Here is a 17,969-nt window from a genome sequence, read left to right as displayed (position 1 = left end):
GAGCGAAGCGACGCGCGCAGACCCTAGAATCCATGCCGTGACACAGGAGCGATGCGGCGGTGCAGAACTATCTTTTCAGACAGGTTCGACGGAGTTCCATTCTCAACCGCTGCATCTCTCGCGAAGGTAACGTCATGGATTCCAGGGTCTACGCTCCGCTTCGCGTCGCTCCGCCCTAGAATGACGAAGATGTAGTAGGCCGCCGGATGCCAGTCGAACGAAAAATCCGCTCATCATCCCATCTCGGCAAATCCATGCCGCAAATGGCGCGGCAATTGGAACTGCGGTTTCGTGCCCGGGCTGCTTAGTATAGTAATCTTATCAACATTGGGAGTGAGAGAACGATGCGCGACCCTCTGAAGACCGTTCCGGCGATCGTTCGCGGCCTGCAGCCGAGGCCGCCCGCGGCGTTCGCCGCCCACTGATCGCTCCGTCACGTTTCGGGTAGCAGTCATGGTTGGACGCGCCAATTCCATCATCATTGTCGGCGGCGGCGCCAGCGGCGTCGTGCTGGCCGCGCATCTGTTGAAGTCGCCCAATCCGGACCTGCGCGTCACTCTGATCGAGAAGCGGCCGCATTTCGGCCAGGGCATGGCCTATTCGACGCTGCTTTCGGCGCATGTGCTCAACGTCAACGCCTCCGGCATGAGCGCTTATGCCGACGACCCGACCCATTTCGCGCGCTGGGTCCTGAAGCGTGGTCTCGCCAAGCCGGACCAGGGGCCGTTCTATGCGCCGCGCAGCCTTTACGCCCGCTATCTGCAGGACGTGCTCGAGAGCCTCGAGGAGCGCGAGCGCGAGACCGGGCGTCTCAGGCTGATCCGCGAGGAGAGCCTGTCGATCTCGCCGACACCGTCGGGTGTCGAGGTCGCGCTCGCCAACGGCACCAGCGTCGTGGCGCATCTCGCCGTTTTGGCCACCGGCCATGACGAGCAGCCCGGCGCCTTCCAGGGCCATGCCATCCGCATGGGGACGGAGGCCGATACCGCGCTCGATCCGCAAGCCGCCGTCCTGCTGCTCGGCACGGGCTTGAGCATGGTCGACGCTTTCCTGTCGCTCGAACAACGCGGCCATCGCGGCGCCATCGTCGCGGTGTCGCGGCGCGGCCTGCTGCCCTCGCCGCATCGCAAGGGCAACCCGATCAAGCTCGATATCGCCGATATCCCGCTCGGCACCCAGCTTTCCTATTTCGTCGGCTGGTTCCGCAATCTGATCCGCGAGACCCAGAAGGCGGGCGGCGACTGGCGCGACGTCGTCGATGGTCTCAGACCCTTCAACCAGACGATCTGGCAGAACTGGCCGTCCTCGGCCAAACGCCGCTTCGTCGAGCACACCAAGGCCTGGTGGGACATCCACCGCCACCGCATGGCGCCGGAAGTCTACGCGCGCGTCACCGAAGCGGTCAGCTCAGGCCGCATCCGCCTCGTCGCCGGCAGGGTGGTGGAGATAGAACCGAACGATGGCTTCGTCGTGAAGATCCAGCCGCGCGGCACGCAGGATGTCGAGACCTTGGAGGTCACCCGCCTCTATGATTGCATGGGCATCGCCCGCGATAGTTCGAGGACGTCCAACGGTGTCGTGCGCTCGCTGATCGAGCGCGGCCTGGCGCGGCCCGACCCGCTGCGCCTCGGCCTCGATGTCACCGCGAAATGCGAGCTGATCGCGGCCGACGGCACGGTGTCGTCGAAGCTGCTCGCCGTCGGCCCGCTGACGCGCGGCACCTTCTTCGAGATCGACGCCATTCCCGACATCCGCGTGCAGTGCGCGAAGCTGAGCAAGCAGTTGCTGGGATAAGGCAGAGCTGGAGCAATTCCAGGAAAGGTGCGTAGCGGCTGGGCTCGGCGACTTCGCCGTAGCCTTCCGTCCACAATTGCGTAAAAACAAAAAACTCTAGCCGCCCAGCGCCTCACAGACGACGCGCGCGGTTTCGGCGCCGGAAAAATTCTGCTGCCCGGTGACGAGGTTGCCGTCGCGCACGGCAAAGCCGCGCCACAACCCGGCCTGGATATAATTGGCGCCGATCGCCTTGAGCTCGTCCTCGATCCGCCACGGCATCAAATGCTTGCCGCGTTCGAGTGCCCCCATCGCCCAGGTGGCGTTGTCGGCAAAATCCTCCTCGGCATTGGCAAAGCCGGTCACCGTCTTGCCCGCGGCAAGCAGCGATCCGTCGGCGCGCCTGGCATAGCGCAGGATGGCGGTGCCGTGGCAGAGCGCGGCGGCCACCTTGCCGGCCTCGTGGAAGGCGACGAAGGTCTGCTGGAGACCGGTCGCGCCCTCATAGGTGAACATCGGCGACTGGCCGCCGGCGACGACGATGGCGTCGAAGCGAGCGACATCGATCTCGGCCACCGGCCGCGTGTTGTCGACCATCGCTTGGAGCTTTGGGTTCGAAATGAAACCCAGCGAGATGAGATCGGTTTCCGAATAGCCCGACGGATCGCGCGGATCGCTCAGCGCGTCGGCTTCGCATTTGCCGCCATCGGGCGAAAAAATTTCGACCTCGTAGCCGCGCTCGGTGAAAGCGAACCAGGGATGGGTGAGCTCGCTCCACCAGAAGCCGACCGGCCACCCCGTTATGGTCGAGACGGACGGACTGGCGATCACGATCGCCACCCGCTTCGGCTTTCGTGCATTGACCGGATTGGGGTCCCGAACACTCATTTTGCTCTCCCTTTATGAAGTCGTCGCCGACAAAGCCAGGCACGGCAATCTGGCCACATGGCGGGGTAAATTCCGCTTTTGCCGCGCGCGGCCCTTGCCTAGGATCGGCGCATGACACAACGCGGTAGACTCTATGGCTGCCCGGTCGAGTTCGCGCTCGACGCGCTCGGCGGCAAATGGAAGACGGTGATCATTGCGCGGATCAAGCAAGGACCGCTGCGCTATTCCGAACTGCGCCGGCTGATCCCTGCGCTTTCCGACAAGATGCTGACGCAGCGCCTGGCCGATCTTGTCGAGATCGGCTTCGTCACGCTCGAAACCTCGCCGGATGGCAAGGCGCGCTACGCGCTGACCGAGCGCGGCCGTGACCTCGCCGCGGCGCTGCAGGCGCTCTACGATTGGGGCATCCTGCATGGCCGCGCGGAGGGCGTGCGCTTCCGCACCGACATCGAAGCCGCGGCCTAAAGCAATTCCGGGAAAAGTGCGCAGCGGTTGGGCTCGGCGGCTTCGCCGTAGCTTTCTGTCCGCAATTGCGTAAAACAAAGCTCTAGCCCTAAATCAAACAGCATCGGCAAGCGCGCCGCGAAAGCCCGCGACGTCGGTGACGACGGCTTCGCCAACAAAGCGCAGCGTCGCCATCGAGCGGTCGCGCGCTTCGCCATTGCCGAAGCCGCAGGCGTCCTCGATCACCACGGCGACGAAGCCGTTGTCGGTCGCCTGGCGCGCCGTCGGCTCGATGCCGATCTCCATGGCGATCCCGGCGAGCGCCACCGCACGGACGCCGCAGTCACGCAGCGCAAAGCCGAGCGGCGTGGAATCGAAGGCCGAGAGGGTCAGCTTGTCGAACACCGCCTCGTCCGCGCGCGGGGCGAGTTCCGGCACGATCCGCGTCGCCTCAGCGTCGCGCGGGAACCATGGCTGGACCGCGTCGGGGCTATCGCACCGCTGCCAGGCCATGGCGGTGCGCAGCTGCGTGGCGCCCATCCATTTTTTCGGCAGCGACAAATGACGCGTGAATGCTACCCGCATGCCTGCCGAGCGCGCCGCTTCCAATGCCGTGCCGGTGCGTTCGACGATCGCCGCAGCGCCTTCGACCTGGCGGCAGATGCCGACCTGCATGTCGTAGACGACCAGCGCCATGCGGCGCGGATCGCACCATTCGGCCAGGCGCTGCGGAATCTCGATGCCTTCGCCGGAGCAGATCATGCCGCCGTCCGATCCCAGGGTTTGGCGATGTCGACGGTCGGGTCGAACAGGAATTCCAGCGGCAGCGGCGCGTCGAAAGCGATGAAATGCCATTCCAGCAGCCCGGCCTTGGAGAGCGGGAAATCATCGGTATAGCGCATGGCCTGCTCGATGCTGTCGAGCTCGAAGACGATGATGACGCCGCCGACATCGGCGCGCGCATAGTTCTCGCGCACGATGCCTTGCTTCCACAGCCGCCATACATTCGAGACCTCGTCGCGCAGATAGGGCCTGAGATCGTCGAGCGTGACGCCGGCCTTGAAATTGTCATAAGCAAGAATCTTCATCGGCCGCTCCTTGGCACTTGCTGTCCGCCCCCGCGCTTCATTCGGCTAGCATGATGGAATCGGCATCGGCAACGAACGATATGGTGCGTTGAACAGCCCCTTGAGCTGGTCCTCTGTGTCGCTTGATTTGAGGCGAAGGCGGCCGGTCATTGCCGGCATGGAGGAACGAGAGTGACCATCGAAAGGTTGAACCCGCGAGGCATGCACAGCAACCCCGCCTATTCGCAAGGCGTGTCGCTGCCTGCTTCCGCACGCATCGTGTTGGTCGGAGGGCAGAACGGCGTCGATGGCGAGGGCAACATCGTCGGCAAGGGCGATCTCGCGGCGCAGACGACGCAGGCGCTGGCCAATCTGGCCAAGGTGCTGGAAGCTGGCGGAGCAAAGCTGGAGAATCTCGTCAGCCTGTCGGTCTATGTCGCTGGCGACCAGGATATCGCTCCGGGCTTTGGCGCCTGGATGGCGTTCTGGGCCAACCGTGCTCCGCCGCCCATCATGAAGGTGCTGCGCGTTGTGGGCTTCGGCAATCCGGACTTCCTGATCGAGATCGAGGGCCAGGCGGCGGTTGCGTAGTTTCCCGCTTGAGGGGACAGACGACGCGTCCGTGAAATTCCATTCCTCCACTCGCCGCCGGATTGGCACGATCTATCTTCTTTCCTGATGAAAAGGGCTGGAAAAGACAGGGCGCGCGATCCGCGAAACCGGAATGGATTCCCGCGGCTTCCCGCGCGAGATTGCCGACATCCGCCTCGAACTGCTTCGATGGAGCACTCAAGATGAGCGAGCAGACAAAAGCGGCGCCGAAGGGCGCGCACATCAGCCTGTCGAGACTTCGTCCGCCTTACGCTTCGGTGCTCGACCTGATCGGCCAGACGCCGATCGTCGAGCTGACCAAATTCGACACCGGCAAGTGCCGCCTGTTCATCAAGCTCGAAAGCCAGAATCCGGGCGGCTCGATCAAAGACCGCATCGCGCTGTCGATGATTGCCGCCGCCGAGAAGGCGGGCAAGTTGAGGCGCGGCGGCACCATCGTCGAGGCCACGGCCGGCAACACCGGCCTCGGCCTCGCCCAGGTCGGCATCCCGAAAGGCTACCGCATCATCCTCGTTGTGCCCGACAAGATGTCGCGCGAGAAGATCCAGCATCTGCGCGCGCTGGGCGCCGAGGTGCGCATGACCCGCTCCGATGTCGGCAAGGGCCATCCCGAATATTACCAGGACATGGCCGAGAAGATCGCCGCCGAGCTGCCCGGCGCCTTCTATGCCAACCAGTTCGCCAACCCGGCCAACCCGTTGGCGCATGAGACGACGACCGGCCCGGAGATCTTTTCGCAGCTCGAAGGCGATGTCGACGCTGTAGTGGTCGGCGTCGGCTCCGGCGGCACGCTCACCGGCCTCGGCCGCTTTTTTACGAAACACTCGCCGAAGACCGAGATGGTGCTGGCCGATCCGGTCGGCTCGGTGCTGGCGCCGCTGATCAAGACCGGCAAGATGGAAGAGGCCGGCAGCTGGACCGTCGAAGGCATCGGCGAGGATTTCGTGCCGCCCAATGCCGATCTCTCTCTGGTGAAAAAGGCCTACTCCATTCCTGACAAGCAAAGCATGCTTGCGGTGCGCGATCTGTTGTCCAGGGAAGGCATCCTGGCCGGCTCGTCCTCGGGCACGCTGCTGTCGGCGGCACTTCGCTATTGCCGCGAGCAGACGGTGCCCAAGCGCGTCGTCACTTTCGTCTGCGACAGCGGCAACAAATATCTTTCGAAAGTCTTCGACGATATCTGGCTGGCCGAGCAGGGCCTTGCCGACCAGGAACAGCATGGCGATCTGCGCGACCTGGTCATGCGCTCGCCGCGCACCGGCGACATCGTGACCGTCGGCCCGGAGGAAAGCCTGCTCAACGCCTATGGCCGCATGCGCCGTTCCGACGTCTCGCAGCTGCCGGTGCTGGACGAAGGCAGGCTGGTCGGCATAGTCGACGAGAGCGATATTTTAGCCAAGGTCGACGGACCCTATGACGGCCGCTGGGACCGTTTCAACGCGCCGGTGCGCACGGCCATGACGTCGAACCTGCACACGCTGCAGGCCAATCAGACGCTGGACGCGCTGCTGCCTGTCTTCGACCGCAACGAGGTCGCCATCGTCTTCGATGGCGAAGAGTTCATCGGCCTGATAACTCGTATCGACCTGATCAACCATCTGAGGCGCCGCGCAAGATGACTTCGAACGGCAAGAACCGCCTGGCCTTTTCCACCCGCGCCATCCATGGCGGCCAGAGCCACGATCCGCTGACCGGCGCCGTGATGGTGCCGATCTATGCCACCTCCACCTACCGCCAGCAGTCGCCCGGCGTGCACAAGGGTTTTGAGTACGCCCGCAGCCAGAACCCGACGCGCTTTGCCTTCGAGCGCGCGGTGGCAGACCTCGAGAGCGGCTCGGCTGCTTTCGCCTTCGCCTCCGGCCTGGCGGCGATCGGCACGGTGCTCGAGCTCCTCGATGCCGGCGCCCATATCGTCGCCACCGACGACATCTATGGCGGCTCGTTCCGCCTGATGGAGCGGGTGCGCAAGCGCTCGGCAGGCCTCCAGGTGAGTTTTGCCGACTTCACCGACCTCGCCGCGGTCGAGGCTGCGATCCGCCCGGAAACAAAACTGCTCTGGGTCGAGACGCCGACCAACCCGCTGCTGCGCATCGTCGATCTCGAAGCGGTCGCCGCCCTGGCCAAACGCAAGGGGCTGCTCACCGTCGCCGACAACACCTTCTGCAGCCCCTATATCCAGCGCCCGCTGGAGCTCGGCATCGACATCGTCGTGCATTCGACGACGAAATATCTCAACGGCCATTCCGACATGGTCGGCGGCGTGGCGGTCGTCGGCGACAACAAGGACCTCGCCGCCCAGCTGAAATTTCTGCAGAACGCCATCGGCGCCATTTCCGGCCCGTTCGACAGTTTTCTGGCGCTGCGCGGTATAAAAACCCTGGCGCTCAGGATGGAGCGTCATTCGGCCAACGGCCTGAAAATAGCGCAATGGCTGGAAACGCGAAGAGATGTCCGCCGGGTCATCTATCCCGGCCTCGCCAGCCACCCGCAGCATTCCATCGCCGTCCAGCAAATGCACGCCTTCGGCGGCATGATCTCGGTCGACCTCGACCGCGACCTGACGGGAACAAAACGCTTCCTCGAACGTACGCAGCTCTTCACTTTGGCCGAAAGCCTGGGCGGCGTCGAAAGCCTGATCGAGCACCCGGCGCTGATGACGCATGGCTCGATCCCAGCGGAAAAGCGCGGTGCGATCGGGATATCGGATTCCCTGGTGCGGCTGTCGTGTGGGATCGAGGACGGCGATGATCTGATCGCGGATCTGGAGCAGGCACTGGGGTAGGTGAGGTCTTGGGGGCAGTCGTCGAGTTCCGTCACACCCCCCTCTGGCCTGCTGGCCATCTCCCCCGCAAGGGGGGAGATTGGATGTCGCGACCGCTTTCGCGAATCATCGACGTTGCAGGAAAGGCGCCGCCGGCGGAGCTGCTAATCTCCCCCCTTGCAGGGGAGATGCCCGGCAGGGCAGAGGGGGTGTTGTCTCGCCAACCTGTCCTTCGTCATTCTAGGGCGGAGCAAGGAGCGAAGCGACGCGCGAAGACCCTAGAATCCATGCCGTGACGGTTGAGAGCTACCACGGTTCAGAACGCTCACCAGCCGATCCCGCGAAACAGCTCGAACCATTCCGGGTTGGCATTCTCTATCAGCTCGACCTTCCATCGGCGAGGCCAGCGTTTCAGTGACGTCTCACGCTGGATGGCATCAGCGATGTCGAAATATTCCTCGTACCAGACGAGACGCTGCACACCGTAACGGCTGGTGAAGCTGGAACCTTGGCCATTGTTGTGCTCAGGCATGCGACGCGCAAGGTCATTGGTGACACCGATATAGATCGTGCCGCCCTTCTGGCTTGCGGTCATGTAGACGTAACCTGTCATGTCGCGACCTATCTGGCGCCATTGCCAGCCGCTATTCCGGACCGTTGCATTCTATGGCCAATGTCATGGCATGGATTCTAGGGTCTGCGCGCGTCGCTTCGCTCCTTGCTCCGCCCTAGAATGACGAAGCGCCATTTGCATCGCCCTGACTACGAGGGGCGCTGTCCCGCTGACCTCTCGGTATGTGTGCCATTGCGCGCCGCCATCCACCCTCTAAACTGCCCCAACTTGCGATCTCCGGAGGCGCCATGCGCGTGATCGTGTTGGGTGGCGGCGTGGTCGGTGTCACCACGGCCTATCAGCTGCAGAAGGACGGGCACGAGGTCGTCATCCTCGAGCGGCGCGCCGAAGTCGCCGCCGAAACCAGCTGGGGCAATGCCGGCATGATCGCGCCGGGGCATTCCTTCGTCTGGTCCTCGCCCAGGGCGCCGATGATCCTGTTGAAATCACTGGTGCTGAAAGACCAGGCGCTGCGCTTCAAGCTTTCGGCCGATCCGCGGCTCTACAGCTGGTCATGGCTGTTCCTGATGGAATGCACGGCCGAAAAGGCCAGGCGCAACACGCTGCTTAAGCATCGGCTCGCCGTCTATTCGCAATCCGTGCTGCACGAGGTCGTCGCCGACGAGGCGATAGACTATGACCGCAACGATCGCGGCATCCTCTATTTCTATCGCAGCCAGCAGGCGCTCGACAAAGGCGTCGAGCATATGAAGCTGCTGGAATCCGACGGCCAGCTGATCAAGGTGCTCGACCGCGACGCCATCGTCGCCCTCGATCCGGCGCTGGCTTCCGCCAAGGAAAAAATCGCCGGCGGCATCCATTGTCCGACCGACGAGACCGGCGATCCGGCGAAATTCACCCGCGCGCTGGCGGCAAAAGTGGCCGCGCGCGGCGGCGAGATCCGCACCGGCACGACCATCACCGGCATCGAGACGTCCGGCGACGATGTCGCCCGGGTGCTGACCGACAAGGGAAGCGTCAAGGGCGACGCCTATGTGCTGGCGCTCGGCTCCTACAGCCCGCTGGTCGCGAGCACCGTCGGCATCAGCTTGCCGATCTATCCGATCAAGGGCTATTCGCTGACCATTCCGATCGGCAACCAGCCGCGGCCGCCGACCATCGCCGCGATCGACGAGCACAATCTGGTCGCCGTGTCGCGCTTCGGCGACCGGCTGCGCGTCACCGCTACGGCCGAGTTCGCCGGTTACGATACCAGCCACAAACCGGCCGATTTCGCCTTCATGAAAGGGGTGACCGAGGAGCTCTATCCCGAAGGCGCCGACTACGACCGCGCCGAGATGTGGGCGGGCCTGCGGCCGATGACGCCCAACAATCTGCCTGAATTTGGCCGGCGCCGCCTCAGCAATCTCTATCTCAACACCGGGCACGGCCATATCGGCTGGACCATGTCGCATGGCTCGGCCCGCATTACCGCCGACCTGATCGCCGGCCGCAAGCCGGCGATCTCGATGGACGGAATTTTGAACTGAGAGCATGATCCCGGAGGGGATCGAGCAGGAAAGGGAATGCCATGTCTGTCAGCGCGGCCGCTACCCGCCCGCAATCGCCAGGGCCGATCGATTTGGGCGTCCTTCCGTCGGAGATCGACGGCGGCCTCGCCTCGCGCGCGGCGATCGGCTTGGCGATCCTTGCCACCGACCAGACGCTGGAGCACGAGTTCCGCGCGCTGATCCGCATTCCGGGCGTCGCCTTCTACGAGGCGCGCCTGTTCAACGACAACGACATTACGCCCGATACTTTGCGCGCCATCGGCCCGCGCATCACGCCGACCGTCGATCTGATCCTGCCCAGCATCCCGCTCGACGTCGTAGGCTTCGGCTGCACCTCGGCCACCATGACGCTCGGCGAGGAAGCCGTCTTCGCCGAGATCCGCAAGGCGCGGCCGGGCGTCGCCTGCACCACGCCGGTCACCGGCGCTTTGGCCGCCTTCAAGGCGCTCGGCGCCAGGGGCATCGGCCTGCTGACCCCTTATGCACCCGAGATCAACCAGGGCCTGCTCCGCTATTTCACCGGCCGCGGCCTCGACATATCAGCCGTCGCCACTTTCGACCGGCGCGACGACCGCGAGGCTGCCCGCATCTCGCTCGCCTCGATTGAGTCGGCGGCAGAGCGCATGGCCGCCGTGCCGGGGGTGGACGCGATCTTCATCTCCTGCACCAGCCTGCGCGTAGCGGAAGCGGTCGCCGAGCTGGAGCGGCGCATCGGCATTCCGGTCACCTCCTCCAACCACGCCATGGCCTGGCATTGCCTGCGCCTTGCCGGCATCGACGACATCGTGCCGGCGGGTGGGAGGCTTTTCGCGCTGCCTGCCGTTTGATCGGCGGAGGCGGACTTTCGGGCCGATCGGAAGCGCATCCGGCATCCAATCGCATAGGGCGCTCCCCTCTCCGTCTCGGCTTCGCCGAGCCACCTCTCCCCCGCCTTTGGCGGGGGCGAGGAACCCTTGCGAAGGGCGCTGCCTAGGCGATTGGCGTTTCCTTGCCCCCACAAAGTGGGGGAGAGGTGGCCGCGCAGCGGACGGAGAGGGGGAGCGCTGCCCTTTTGCGATTAACGCAGATCGCCGTGTTAACCGAATCGGAAGGAGATGTTTAACGCTTCCTCTCTATGTCCCTCCCCCGGGAGGCAAAGACAGAGCGAGCATGATGAACGACAGCCCCGAAAAGCGAAATGAATGGCGTGCTATCTTTTACGTGCAGGCGCGCGTCGCTATCCTGTTTGTGCCGGTTGTGCTCAGCCTCCTCCTCATCGGTCTCGTCGCCGGCAATGAGCGAAAATCCGTTCCCGACGCCGTCGATCCGACCGTGACGAGCTCGGTGCGTTAAACCGGACGCTTGGCCGCCGGCTTGCCCGGCGCCGTCAAACAAACTTCGGGATCGGCCCGTTCTGCGTCGTCGTATCGCCTTCGAGGTCGATGAACACCTCGTCGACGAAGCACCAGCCCCAGCCTTCCGGCGGGTCGTAGCCCTCGATGATCGGATGCCGCGTGGCATGAAAATGCTTTGTCGCGTGGCGGTTGGGCGAGTCGTCGCAGCAGCCGACATGGCCGCAGGTGCGGCAGAGCCTGAGATGCACGCACCAGGAGCCGCTCTTCAGGCATTCCTCGCAGCCCAGCGCGCTCGGCGTGACCTTTTTGATGTCCTTGGTGTGCCTGCATTCGTCCATCACGGTCTCCTCGCCGGTTCGGCATTTTGCGCCAGATAGCCATGGAGCGCCGCCACCACCTGCGCGCCCTCGCCGACGGCGGCCGCGACACGCTTGGTCGAGCCGCAGCGCACGTCGCCGATGGCGAACACGCCGCTGCGGCTGGTCTCCATCAGGCCGCGGCCCGGCGCCACGTCCGGCCCGGTGCGCACGAAACCCTTGGCGTCCAGCGCCACGTTGCAATTCGCCAGCCAGTCGGTGTTCGGGTCGGCACCGATGAACAGGAAGAGGTGGCGGATGGCGCGCGTCGTCTCTTCGCCGGTCGTCCGGTTGCGCCAGCGCAGCGCTTCCAGATTGCCGTCTTGGCCCTCCAGCGCCGCGATCTCGGTCTCCGTCAGCACCTCGATGTTGGGCTGCGCCGCGATGCGCTCGACCAGATAGCGCGACATGGTGGCGTCGAGGCTGTCGCGGCGCGCCAGCAGCGTCACCTTGCGCACCTGGCTCGCCAGATAGACGGCCGCCTGTCCCGCCGAATTGCCTGCGCCGACCAGCGCCACCTCCTGCTCTTGGCAAAGCCGCGCCTCGATCGGCGAAGCCCAGTAATGCACTGAGGTTCCCTCGAATTGCGCGAGGTTCGCGATGTCAAGGCGGCGGTAGCGCGCGCCGCTGGCGATCACCACCGCGCGTGAGCGCACGCTCTGGCCGTCGCCGATGGCAAGCTGGTAGCGGGCGCCGTCGCCGGCGTCGTCGAGCAGCTTCGCCTCGTCGGGGATGACCATCTCGACGCCGAATTTCTGCGCCTGGTTGTAGGCGCGCGCCATCAGCGCCATGCCGGTGATACCAGTCGGGAAGCCGAGATAGTTTTCGATCCGCGCCGAGGCGCCCGCCTGCCCGCCGAAGGCGCGGCAATCGAGCACGATGGTCGACAGCCCTTCCGAGGCGGCATAGACCGCGGCCGCCAGCCCCGCCGGCCCGGCGCCGACGATCGCCACGTCATAGACCTTATCGGCGTCGATCGGCCGCAGCAGGCCGACACAGCGGGCAAGCTCGGTCTCGCCCGGATTGTGCATCAGCTTGCCGTTCGGACAGAGCACGATCGGCAAGTGGTGCGGGTCGACGTGAAAGCGCTCGATCAGCGTTTTCGCGCAAGGGTCGGTGTCGGAATCGAGAGCACGATGGGGAAGTCCGCTGCGCCGCAGGAAACCCTGCAGCCGCAGCACGTCGCCATTGCCCGGCGGGCCGATCACGACCGGCCCGCTGACGCCGCTTTCGAGCAGGCCGACACGGCGCAGGATCAGCGCGCGCATGACGCGCTCGCCGAGATTGGCCTCCTGCACCATCAGGTCGCGCAGCCGCTGCGAGGGGATGACGATCGCCTCGACCGGTCCGTTCGCCTCGGCATTGACCAGCGACGGCCGGTTCGACAACTGCGCCAGCTCGCCGACAAAGTTGCCGGGGCCGTAGGTGATGATCGCCTCGCGCGGGCCAAGCCCGCCGGCCTCGGTGATGTCGACCTTGCCCGACAGGATGAGGATCACGCCTGGCGAAACCGTGCCGGCGGTCACGATGCGATCGCCGGCGGCATAGGCACGTGGCTCGCCGAACCGGCGCATGCGCTCGATGTCTGCGTCGGTGAGGATCGGAAACATTTGGTCGCGGCGCGCGGCGATGGTCGGGCTGACGGAAGGGGCCATGAGACGGACCGTAGCGTCAGGGGCGATGTGTTTGAAGCGGTTTGTTGGGGGGCTGGCCGGAAGGGAGGTTGGCCCACGGCCTGCAACTCAGAGGCCAGGGGTAATTGTGAATGCCGTGAATCTCACAAGCTATCCCGTTGGCAGTCGGGATGAGATGGTGCCCAGAAGAGGACTCGAACCTCCACTCCTTGCGGAACACGGACCTGAACCGTGCGCGTCTACCAATTCCGCCATCTGGGCTGGTGGGCGCTCATGTAAGCGGGCAAGCGATATGTGTCAACGCGCTTTTTTCGAGACCGCATTGCCTGAGCCGGCTTGCCTCACCCCTCCAGCACTTCTTTCTTTGCAACGGTGGAATCGGCGTGGAGCTTGTAGATCACCGGCACGCCGGTGCCGAGCTCGAGCTTGACGATCTCATCGCCTGACTTGCCGTCCAGCGCCATGATCAGCGCGCGCAGCGAATTGCCGTGCGCGGCGACCAGTACCGTCTCGCCGCGCAGTACATGCGGCTGCACCTCGTGCAGGTAATAGGGCCACACGCGCGCGCCGGTGTCCTTCAGGCTTTCGCCGCCGGGCGGCGCGATGTCGTAGGAGCGGCGCCAGATATGCACCTGCTCCTCGCCCCACTTCTTGCGCGCGTCGTCCTTGTTGAGGCCGGAGAGATCGCCATAGTCGCGCTCGTTCAGCGCCTGGTCGCGGATCGTCTTGAGCTCGCTCTGGCCGACGATGTCGAGAATGTGCTGGCAGGTCTTCTGCGCCCGCTTCAAGGCAGACGTGTAGGCGATGTCGAATTTCAGGCCGCGCGCCTTGAGCTTCTCGCCGGCCGCGAGCGCCTCGGCGGTGCCCTGGTCGGTCAGGTCGACGTCGCGCCAGCCGGTGAACAGGTTCTTCAGGTTCCATTCGCTCTGGCCGTGGCGCACGAGCACGAGAGTTCCCGACATGTTTGCTCCTTCGAGATTTTGCGGAAGAGAGACGCCTCAGCTCAAGCCGAGCACGTGCCGCATGGAATAAAGCCCGGGTTTTTTGCCGCGCGCCCAAAGCGCAGCCTTGACGGCGCCGCGGGCGAAGATGGCCCGGTCCTCGGCATGGTGGGACAGCGTGATGCGCTCACCGGTGCCGGCAAGGATCACGCTGTGGTCGCCGACGACGGAGCCGCCGCGCAGCGTCGCGAAGCCGATCGAGCCGGCCTTGCGCACGCCGGTATGGCCGTCGCGCACCCGCACGCTGTTCTCGGCAAGGTCGATGCCGCGCCCCTTCGCCGCCGCCTCGCCGAGCAGCAGCGCCGTGCCGGACGGCGCGTCCACCTTGTGGCGATGGTGCATTTCCAGGATCTCGATGTCGAAATCCTCAGGGTCGAGCGCCTTCGCCGCCTGCTCGACCAGCACGGCCAAAAGATTGACGCCGAGGCTCATATTGCCGGATTTGACGATCGTCGCATGGCGCGCGGCGGCGGCGATCTTCGCATTGTCCTCGGCCGAGCAGCCGGTGGTGCCGATGACATGGACGATGCGCGCCTGCGCGGTATAGCCGGCGAATTCGACGCTCGCGCTCGGAGCGGTGAAATCGAGCACACCGTCGGCCTTGGCGAAGGCCGGCAGCGGGTCGTCGACGATCGGCACGTTGATGATGCCGATGCCGGCAAGCTCGCCGGCATCCTTGCCGAGATGGCCCGAGTCTGGCCGCTCGATCGCGGCGGCGACGCGCGCGCCGGGCATGGAGTGGATGGCGCGGATCAGCGTCTGGCCCATGCGGCCGGCGGCGCCCACCACCACCAGGCCCATATCGCCGGCTTCACTCATGCGCTTCTCCTGACGGTTTTCTTCGCGCGGCTGCGCGGTGCGGGAGTTTGGGCCGAAGTCTGGCTTGCCTTGACGTCGTCGACAAGCCCCAAGCCTTTCTTGCCCTGGATCCGGTGGAAGCGGGCATAGATGCTGTGCGGGTCCGCCATCAGCGAGGCGTGCGTGCCTTCCTCGACCAGCCGCCCCTCTTCCAGCACGATGATGTGGTCGGCATTGACCACGGTCGAAAGCCGGTGCGCGATCACGATCGTCGTGCGCCCCTCCATCACATGGGTCAGCGCTTCCTGGACGCGCGCCTCGGCCTCGTTGTCGAGCGCCGAGGTCGCCTCGTCGAGCAAAAGGATCGGCGCGTGGCGCACGATGGCGCGCGCAATCGACACGCGCTGGCGCTGGCCGCCGGAAAGCGTCGAGCCGCCTTCGCCGACCGGCGTGTCGTAGCCTTGCGGCTGCTGGCGGATGAACTCGTCGGCGGCCGCCTGTTTCGCAGCCTGCTCGATCTCGGCGTCGGTGGCCGACAGCCGGCCGTAGCGGATATTGTCGCGGATCGTGCCCTCGAAGAGATAAGGCGCCTGCGCCACATAGGCGATCGATTGGCGCAGCGAATGCTTGGTGACCTTGGCGATATCCTGGCCGTCGACCTCGATCGAGCCCTTGTCGACGTCGTAGAAGCGCTGCAGCAGCGCCACTATCGTCGACTTGCCGGCACCCGAGGCGCCGACGATGGCCGTGACCTTGCCGGCCGCCGCGGTAAAGCTCAGATCCCGCAACACCGGCGTGTCGGCGCTGTAGCCGAATGTCACATTGTTGAAGCGCACCTCGCCGGTGGTGACCTTCGCCTCGACCGCATCGGGGGCGTCGCTCTGCTTCGGCTCGAGATCGAGCAGCTCGTAGATCATGCGCGCATTGACCAGCGCGCGTTCCATGCCGACCTGCGTGCGCGCCAGGCGCCTTGCCGGGTCGTAGGCCATGATCAGCGCGGTGATGAAGGAGAACACCGCGCCCGGCGGTTGTCCGAGCACCAGCGCCCGATAGCCGGAATAGGCCAGCACGGCGGTAATGGCGAGGCCGCCCAGAATCTCGGAAATCGGCGACAGCCGCTCCGCGACGCGGGCGATCTTGTTGTTACGCTGCTCGGCGGCGTCGGCCATGATGCCGATGCGGCGCGCCAGCTCGTCCTCCAGGGTGAAGGCCTTGACGATGGCGATGCCTTGCGTGGCCTCCTGCACCGACCCGTTCAGCCGCGAGTTGATCAGCACCGATTCCCGGTTGATCCGCCGCAGCCGGCGGGTGATGTAGACGACGGCCCAGATAAGCGGCGGCCCGATCAGCAGCGAGCTGAGCGACAACACCGGGTCCTGGTAGATCATCACGCCGACAAGCGCGACCAGCGAGACCGCGTCGCGGCTGATGGAGGTCAGCGTCAGCGACAGCAGGTCGCGAATGCCGCCGACATTCTCGTTGACCTGCGCCGCCAGCCGGCCGGAACGGGTCTCGTTGAAGAAGTGGACGCCGAGCTTCATCAGATGGTCGAAGCTGCGCTTCTGATAGCGGGCGACCAGATTGTTGCCGATTCTGGCCAGCGCCACGGCCTGGCCGTAGCCGGCGAAGCCGCGCAGCAGGGAGGCGCCCATGAAACCGGCGCAGATCCAGACGATCATGTCGCTGCGCCGTTCGTAGAAGATCTGGTTGATCATCGGGGCCATGATCCACGCCGTGAAGGCGGTGGTGCCGGAGACGATCAGCAGGCAGGCGACGGCGACGACATAGGTCCAGCGGTATTCCCTGCCGTTTTCGGCCAGGATGCGGCGCAGCACCGCGCTGACCTCGGCGGGCTGAACTTTCAGTTTAAGGGAAGTTTGAACAGTCAAATCAGGGGCGCTTCGTGGTTTTCCGCGTGTCGGATGGGCCGCATTTCCGGCATCCTCTTAACGCCCCGGCTACGGCTTGCCTATGGCGAAACTTCGTCGCGGCGCCCGGTCGATATCCCGAAACCGGGCGCGATCAGGCGCGCCAGTACCGTCCCGCCGTCTGCACGCCGAACAGCGAAGGCGTCCTGGCATAGGCGGCAAGGCCGAGCAGCGCCGCCAGCGGATGGGTGATGACATAGACCGGCATTTCGCGCATCAGCGCGCTGTGCGGCGCCTTGTCCTCGAAGGCGGCGCGGAAATTGCCTTCCTTCAGCGCCGGCACGATCTTTTGCGCGATGCCGCCGGTGAGGAACACCCCGCCGCGGCCCATGAACACCAGCGCCAGATCCCCGGCCGTGCGGCCGAGGCAGGTGACGAACAGTTCCAGCGCCTCCTCCGCCACCGGATCGGTTTTGGCGAGCGCGGCCGCGGTGATCTCGGCCGGCGTCGTCAAGGGCGTCGGCTTGCCGTCCGTCCTGGCCACGGCGCGGTAGACGTTGACCAACCCGCGTCCGCACAGGATCTGCTCGCCGGAGATGCGGCCTTCGAGCTTGTCGATATGCGGGAACACCGCGAAGTCGCGCGGTGTGCGCGGGCCGATATCCATATGCCCGCCCTCGCCCGGCACCGGGATCCAGTGGTTGAGCGCATAGATCAGCCCGGCGACGCCAAGGCCCGTGCCGGGGCCGAGCACGACGCGGCTTGCATGGGGTTCCGGCGCGCCGCCGCCGATCTTTTCCATATGCTCCTCGCCGAGCGCTACCACCGCCAGCGCCTGCGCTTCGAAATCGTTGAGCACGACGACCTCGCCCAGGCCCAGATTGGCAAGCATCTGCCGGGGTTTTACGACCCAGGGGCAGTTCGTGAGCGGGATCTCGTCGCCGTCGACCGGCCCGGCGACCGCCAGCACGGCCGAGTTCGGCCGGATGGACGAACGGTCGAGCACCGCCGCCTGGATCGCCTCGTCGATTATCTTGAAATTCGCCGTCTGGACGATCTGCGGCTCTGTCGCTTCCGAATTGGCGTCGAGCACGATCGAGAAGCGCGCATTGGTGCCGCCAATGTCACCGATCAGGACCGGAAACCGCAGTCCCTTCTCGTCTTCGCCTGCCATGCTCTTGATCGTCCTCGTTGTGGCGCCCCTGCGGCGTCTTCAATCGCCCATTTCAATCGATTGACTAGCGCATGACCCCGCAAAGGGGAAGCGGGTTCGGCGTCAGGCTTGAACTCCTGGCTCGCCGGCGCCCTC

At 65.2% G+C, this 17,969-nt stretch carries 18 protein-coding genes and 1 tRNA gene; 8 read left to right on the top strand and 11 right to left on the bottom strand.

All coding sequences use genetic code 11. From position 1 onward, the window contains the following. Positions 1–453 precede the first annotated feature (453 nt). Complete coding sequence (locus LB553_RS17720) at positions 454–1,794, top strand: FAD/NAD(P)-binding protein (RefSeq protein WP_224515262.1); 1,341 nt, start codon at positions 454–456, stop codon at positions 1,792–1,794. Positions 1,795–1,890: 96 nt separating this feature from the next. On the opposite strand, the gene LB553_RS17715 is transcribed toward LB553_RS17720, so the two are convergent. Next, positions 1,891–2,661, bottom strand: coding sequence for a type 1 glutamine amidotransferase domain-containing protein (locus LB553_RS17715; protein ID WP_224515260.1), 771 nt, complete (start codon positions 2,659–2,661; stop codon positions 1,891–1,893). 111 nt (positions 2,662–2,772) lie between these two features. On the opposite strand from LB553_RS17715, the gene LB553_RS17710 reads away from it, so the two are divergent. Next, positions 2,773–3,126: a winged helix-turn-helix transcriptional regulator gene (locus LB553_RS17710; protein ID WP_224515258.1), complete on the top strand. Its 354-nt coding sequence runs from the start codon at positions 2,773–2,775 to the stop codon at positions 3,124–3,126. 93 nt (positions 3,127–3,219) lie between these two features. Here the strand turns inward: LB553_RS17710 and LB553_RS17705 are convergent, their stop codons facing one another. Both LB553_RS17705 and LB553_RS17700 read right to left on the bottom strand, forming a co-directional pair. After that, positions 3,220–3,867 carry a cysteine hydrolase gene (locus LB553_RS17705; protein ID WP_224515256.1) on the bottom strand — a complete coding sequence of 216 codons (648 nt, stop codon included), beginning with the start codon at positions 3,865–3,867 and terminating at the stop codon, positions 3,220–3,222. Then, a complete protein-coding gene (locus tag LB553_RS17700) occupies positions 3,864–4,193 on the bottom strand; it encodes a hypothetical protein (RefSeq protein ID WP_224515255.1) in 330 nt (109 codons plus the stop codon). The genes LB553_RS17705 and LB553_RS17700 overlap by 4 nt, the downstream gene beginning before the upstream one ends. 171 nt (positions 4,194–4,364) lie before the next feature. On the opposite strand from LB553_RS17700, the gene LB553_RS17695 reads away from it, so the two are divergent. The 3 genes from LB553_RS17695 to LB553_RS17685 all read left to right on the top strand — a co-directional run bounded on the left by LB553_RS17695 (position 4,365) and on the right by LB553_RS17685 (position 7,566). Next, positions 4,365–4,763, top strand: coding sequence for a RidA family protein (locus tag LB553_RS17695; RefSeq protein WP_224515253.1), 399 nt, complete (start codon positions 4,365–4,367; stop codon positions 4,761–4,763). A 203-nt stretch (positions 4,764–4,966) separates the two neighbouring features. After that, entirely contained in the window at positions 4,967–6,403 is a 1,437-nt protein-coding gene (locus LB553_RS17690) for a pyridoxal-phosphate dependent enzyme (RefSeq protein WP_224515251.1), read from the top strand. Continuing rightward, the gene (locus LB553_RS17685; protein ID WP_224515250.1) at positions 6,400–7,566 is read left to right on the top strand and encodes a cystathionine gamma-synthase; all 1,167 of its coding nucleotides are present in this window, start codon (positions 6,400–6,402) and stop codon (positions 7,564–7,566) included. Before LB553_RS17690 ends, LB553_RS17685 begins: the two co-directional genes overlap by 4 nt. Positions 7,567–7,870: 304 nt before the next feature. Here the strand turns inward: LB553_RS17685 and LB553_RS17680 are convergent, their stop codons facing one another. Continuing rightward, the gene (locus LB553_RS17680; protein ID WP_224515249.1) at positions 7,871–8,158 is read right to left on the bottom strand and encodes a GIY-YIG nuclease family protein; all 288 of its coding nucleotides are present in this window, start codon (positions 8,156–8,158) and stop codon (positions 7,871–7,873) included. 248 nt (positions 8,159–8,406) lie between these two features. Between LB553_RS17680 and LB553_RS17675 the strand changes: the two genes are divergently transcribed. The 3 genes from LB553_RS17675 to LB553_RS17665 all read left to right on the top strand — a co-directional run bounded on the left by LB553_RS17675 (position 8,407) and on the right by LB553_RS17665 (position 11,001). Then, positions 8,407–9,648, top strand: coding sequence for a D-amino acid dehydrogenase (locus LB553_RS17675; RefSeq protein WP_224515248.1), 1,242 nt, complete (start codon positions 8,407–8,409; stop codon positions 9,646–9,648). Positions 9,649–9,689: 41 nt separating this feature from the next. Continuing rightward, a complete protein-coding gene (locus tag LB553_RS17670; RefSeq protein ID WP_224515247.1) occupies positions 9,690–10,496 on the top strand; it encodes an aspartate/glutamate racemase family protein in 807 nt (268 codons plus the stop codon). A 322-nt stretch (positions 10,497–10,818) separates the two neighbouring features. Continuing rightward, on the top strand, positions 10,819–11,001 hold the full coding sequence (locus tag LB553_RS17665; RefSeq protein ID WP_224515246.1) for a hypothetical protein: 183 nt from the start codon (positions 10,819–10,821) through the stop codon (positions 10,999–11,001). A 34-nt stretch (positions 11,002–11,035) separates the two neighbouring features. On the opposite strand, the gene LB553_RS17660 is transcribed toward LB553_RS17665, so the two are convergent. The 7 genes from LB553_RS17660 to LB553_RS17630 form a co-directional block, all read right to left on the bottom strand. Beyond that, positions 11,036–11,341: a UBP-type zinc finger domain-containing protein gene (locus tag LB553_RS17660; protein ID WP_224515245.1), complete on the bottom strand. Its 306-nt coding sequence runs from the start codon at positions 11,339–11,341 to the stop codon at positions 11,036–11,038. After that, positions 11,341–13,014: an FAD-dependent oxidoreductase gene (locus LB553_RS17655; protein WP_224515244.1), complete on the bottom strand. Its 1,674-nt coding sequence runs from the start codon at positions 13,012–13,014 to the stop codon at positions 11,341–11,343. Before LB553_RS17655 ends, LB553_RS17660 begins: the two co-directional genes overlap by 1 nt. 155 nt (positions 13,015–13,169) lie before the next feature. Then, positions 13,170–13,254 (bottom strand) — tRNA-Leu (locus LB553_RS17650). An 80-nt stretch (positions 13,255–13,334) separates the two neighbouring features. Beyond that, positions 13,335–13,955, bottom strand: a complete 621-nt coding sequence (locus LB553_RS17645) for a 2,3-bisphosphoglycerate-dependent phosphoglycerate mutase (RefSeq protein WP_224515243.1) — start codon at positions 13,953–13,955, stop codon at positions 13,335–13,337. A 36-nt stretch (positions 13,956–13,991) separates the two neighbouring features. Beyond that, positions 13,992–14,813, bottom strand: coding sequence for a 4-hydroxy-tetrahydrodipicolinate reductase (dapB, locus tag LB553_RS17640; RefSeq protein ID WP_224515242.1), 822 nt, complete (start codon positions 14,811–14,813; stop codon positions 13,992–13,994). Beyond that, positions 14,810–16,681, bottom strand: coding sequence for an ABC transporter ATP-binding protein (locus LB553_RS17635; protein ID WP_224515241.1), 1,872 nt, complete (start codon positions 16,679–16,681; stop codon positions 14,810–14,812). The genes dapB and LB553_RS17635 overlap by 4 nt, the downstream gene beginning before the upstream one ends. 133 nt (positions 16,682–16,814) lie before the next feature. After that, positions 16,815–17,834: a glucokinase gene (locus tag LB553_RS17630; RefSeq protein ID WP_224515239.1), complete on the bottom strand. Its 1,020-nt coding sequence runs from the start codon at positions 17,832–17,834 to the stop codon at positions 16,815–16,817. Positions 17,835–17,969 lie beyond the last annotated feature (135 nt).

It is taken from the genome of Mesorhizobium sp. CA8, from assembly GCF_020164955.1.
Classification (GTDB): Bacteria; Pseudomonadota; Alphaproteobacteria; order Rhizobiales; family Rhizobiaceae; genus Mesorhizobium.
Note: the sequence above shows the minus strand (reverse complement) of the source record. Positions and strands in the feature narration are given on the sequence as shown.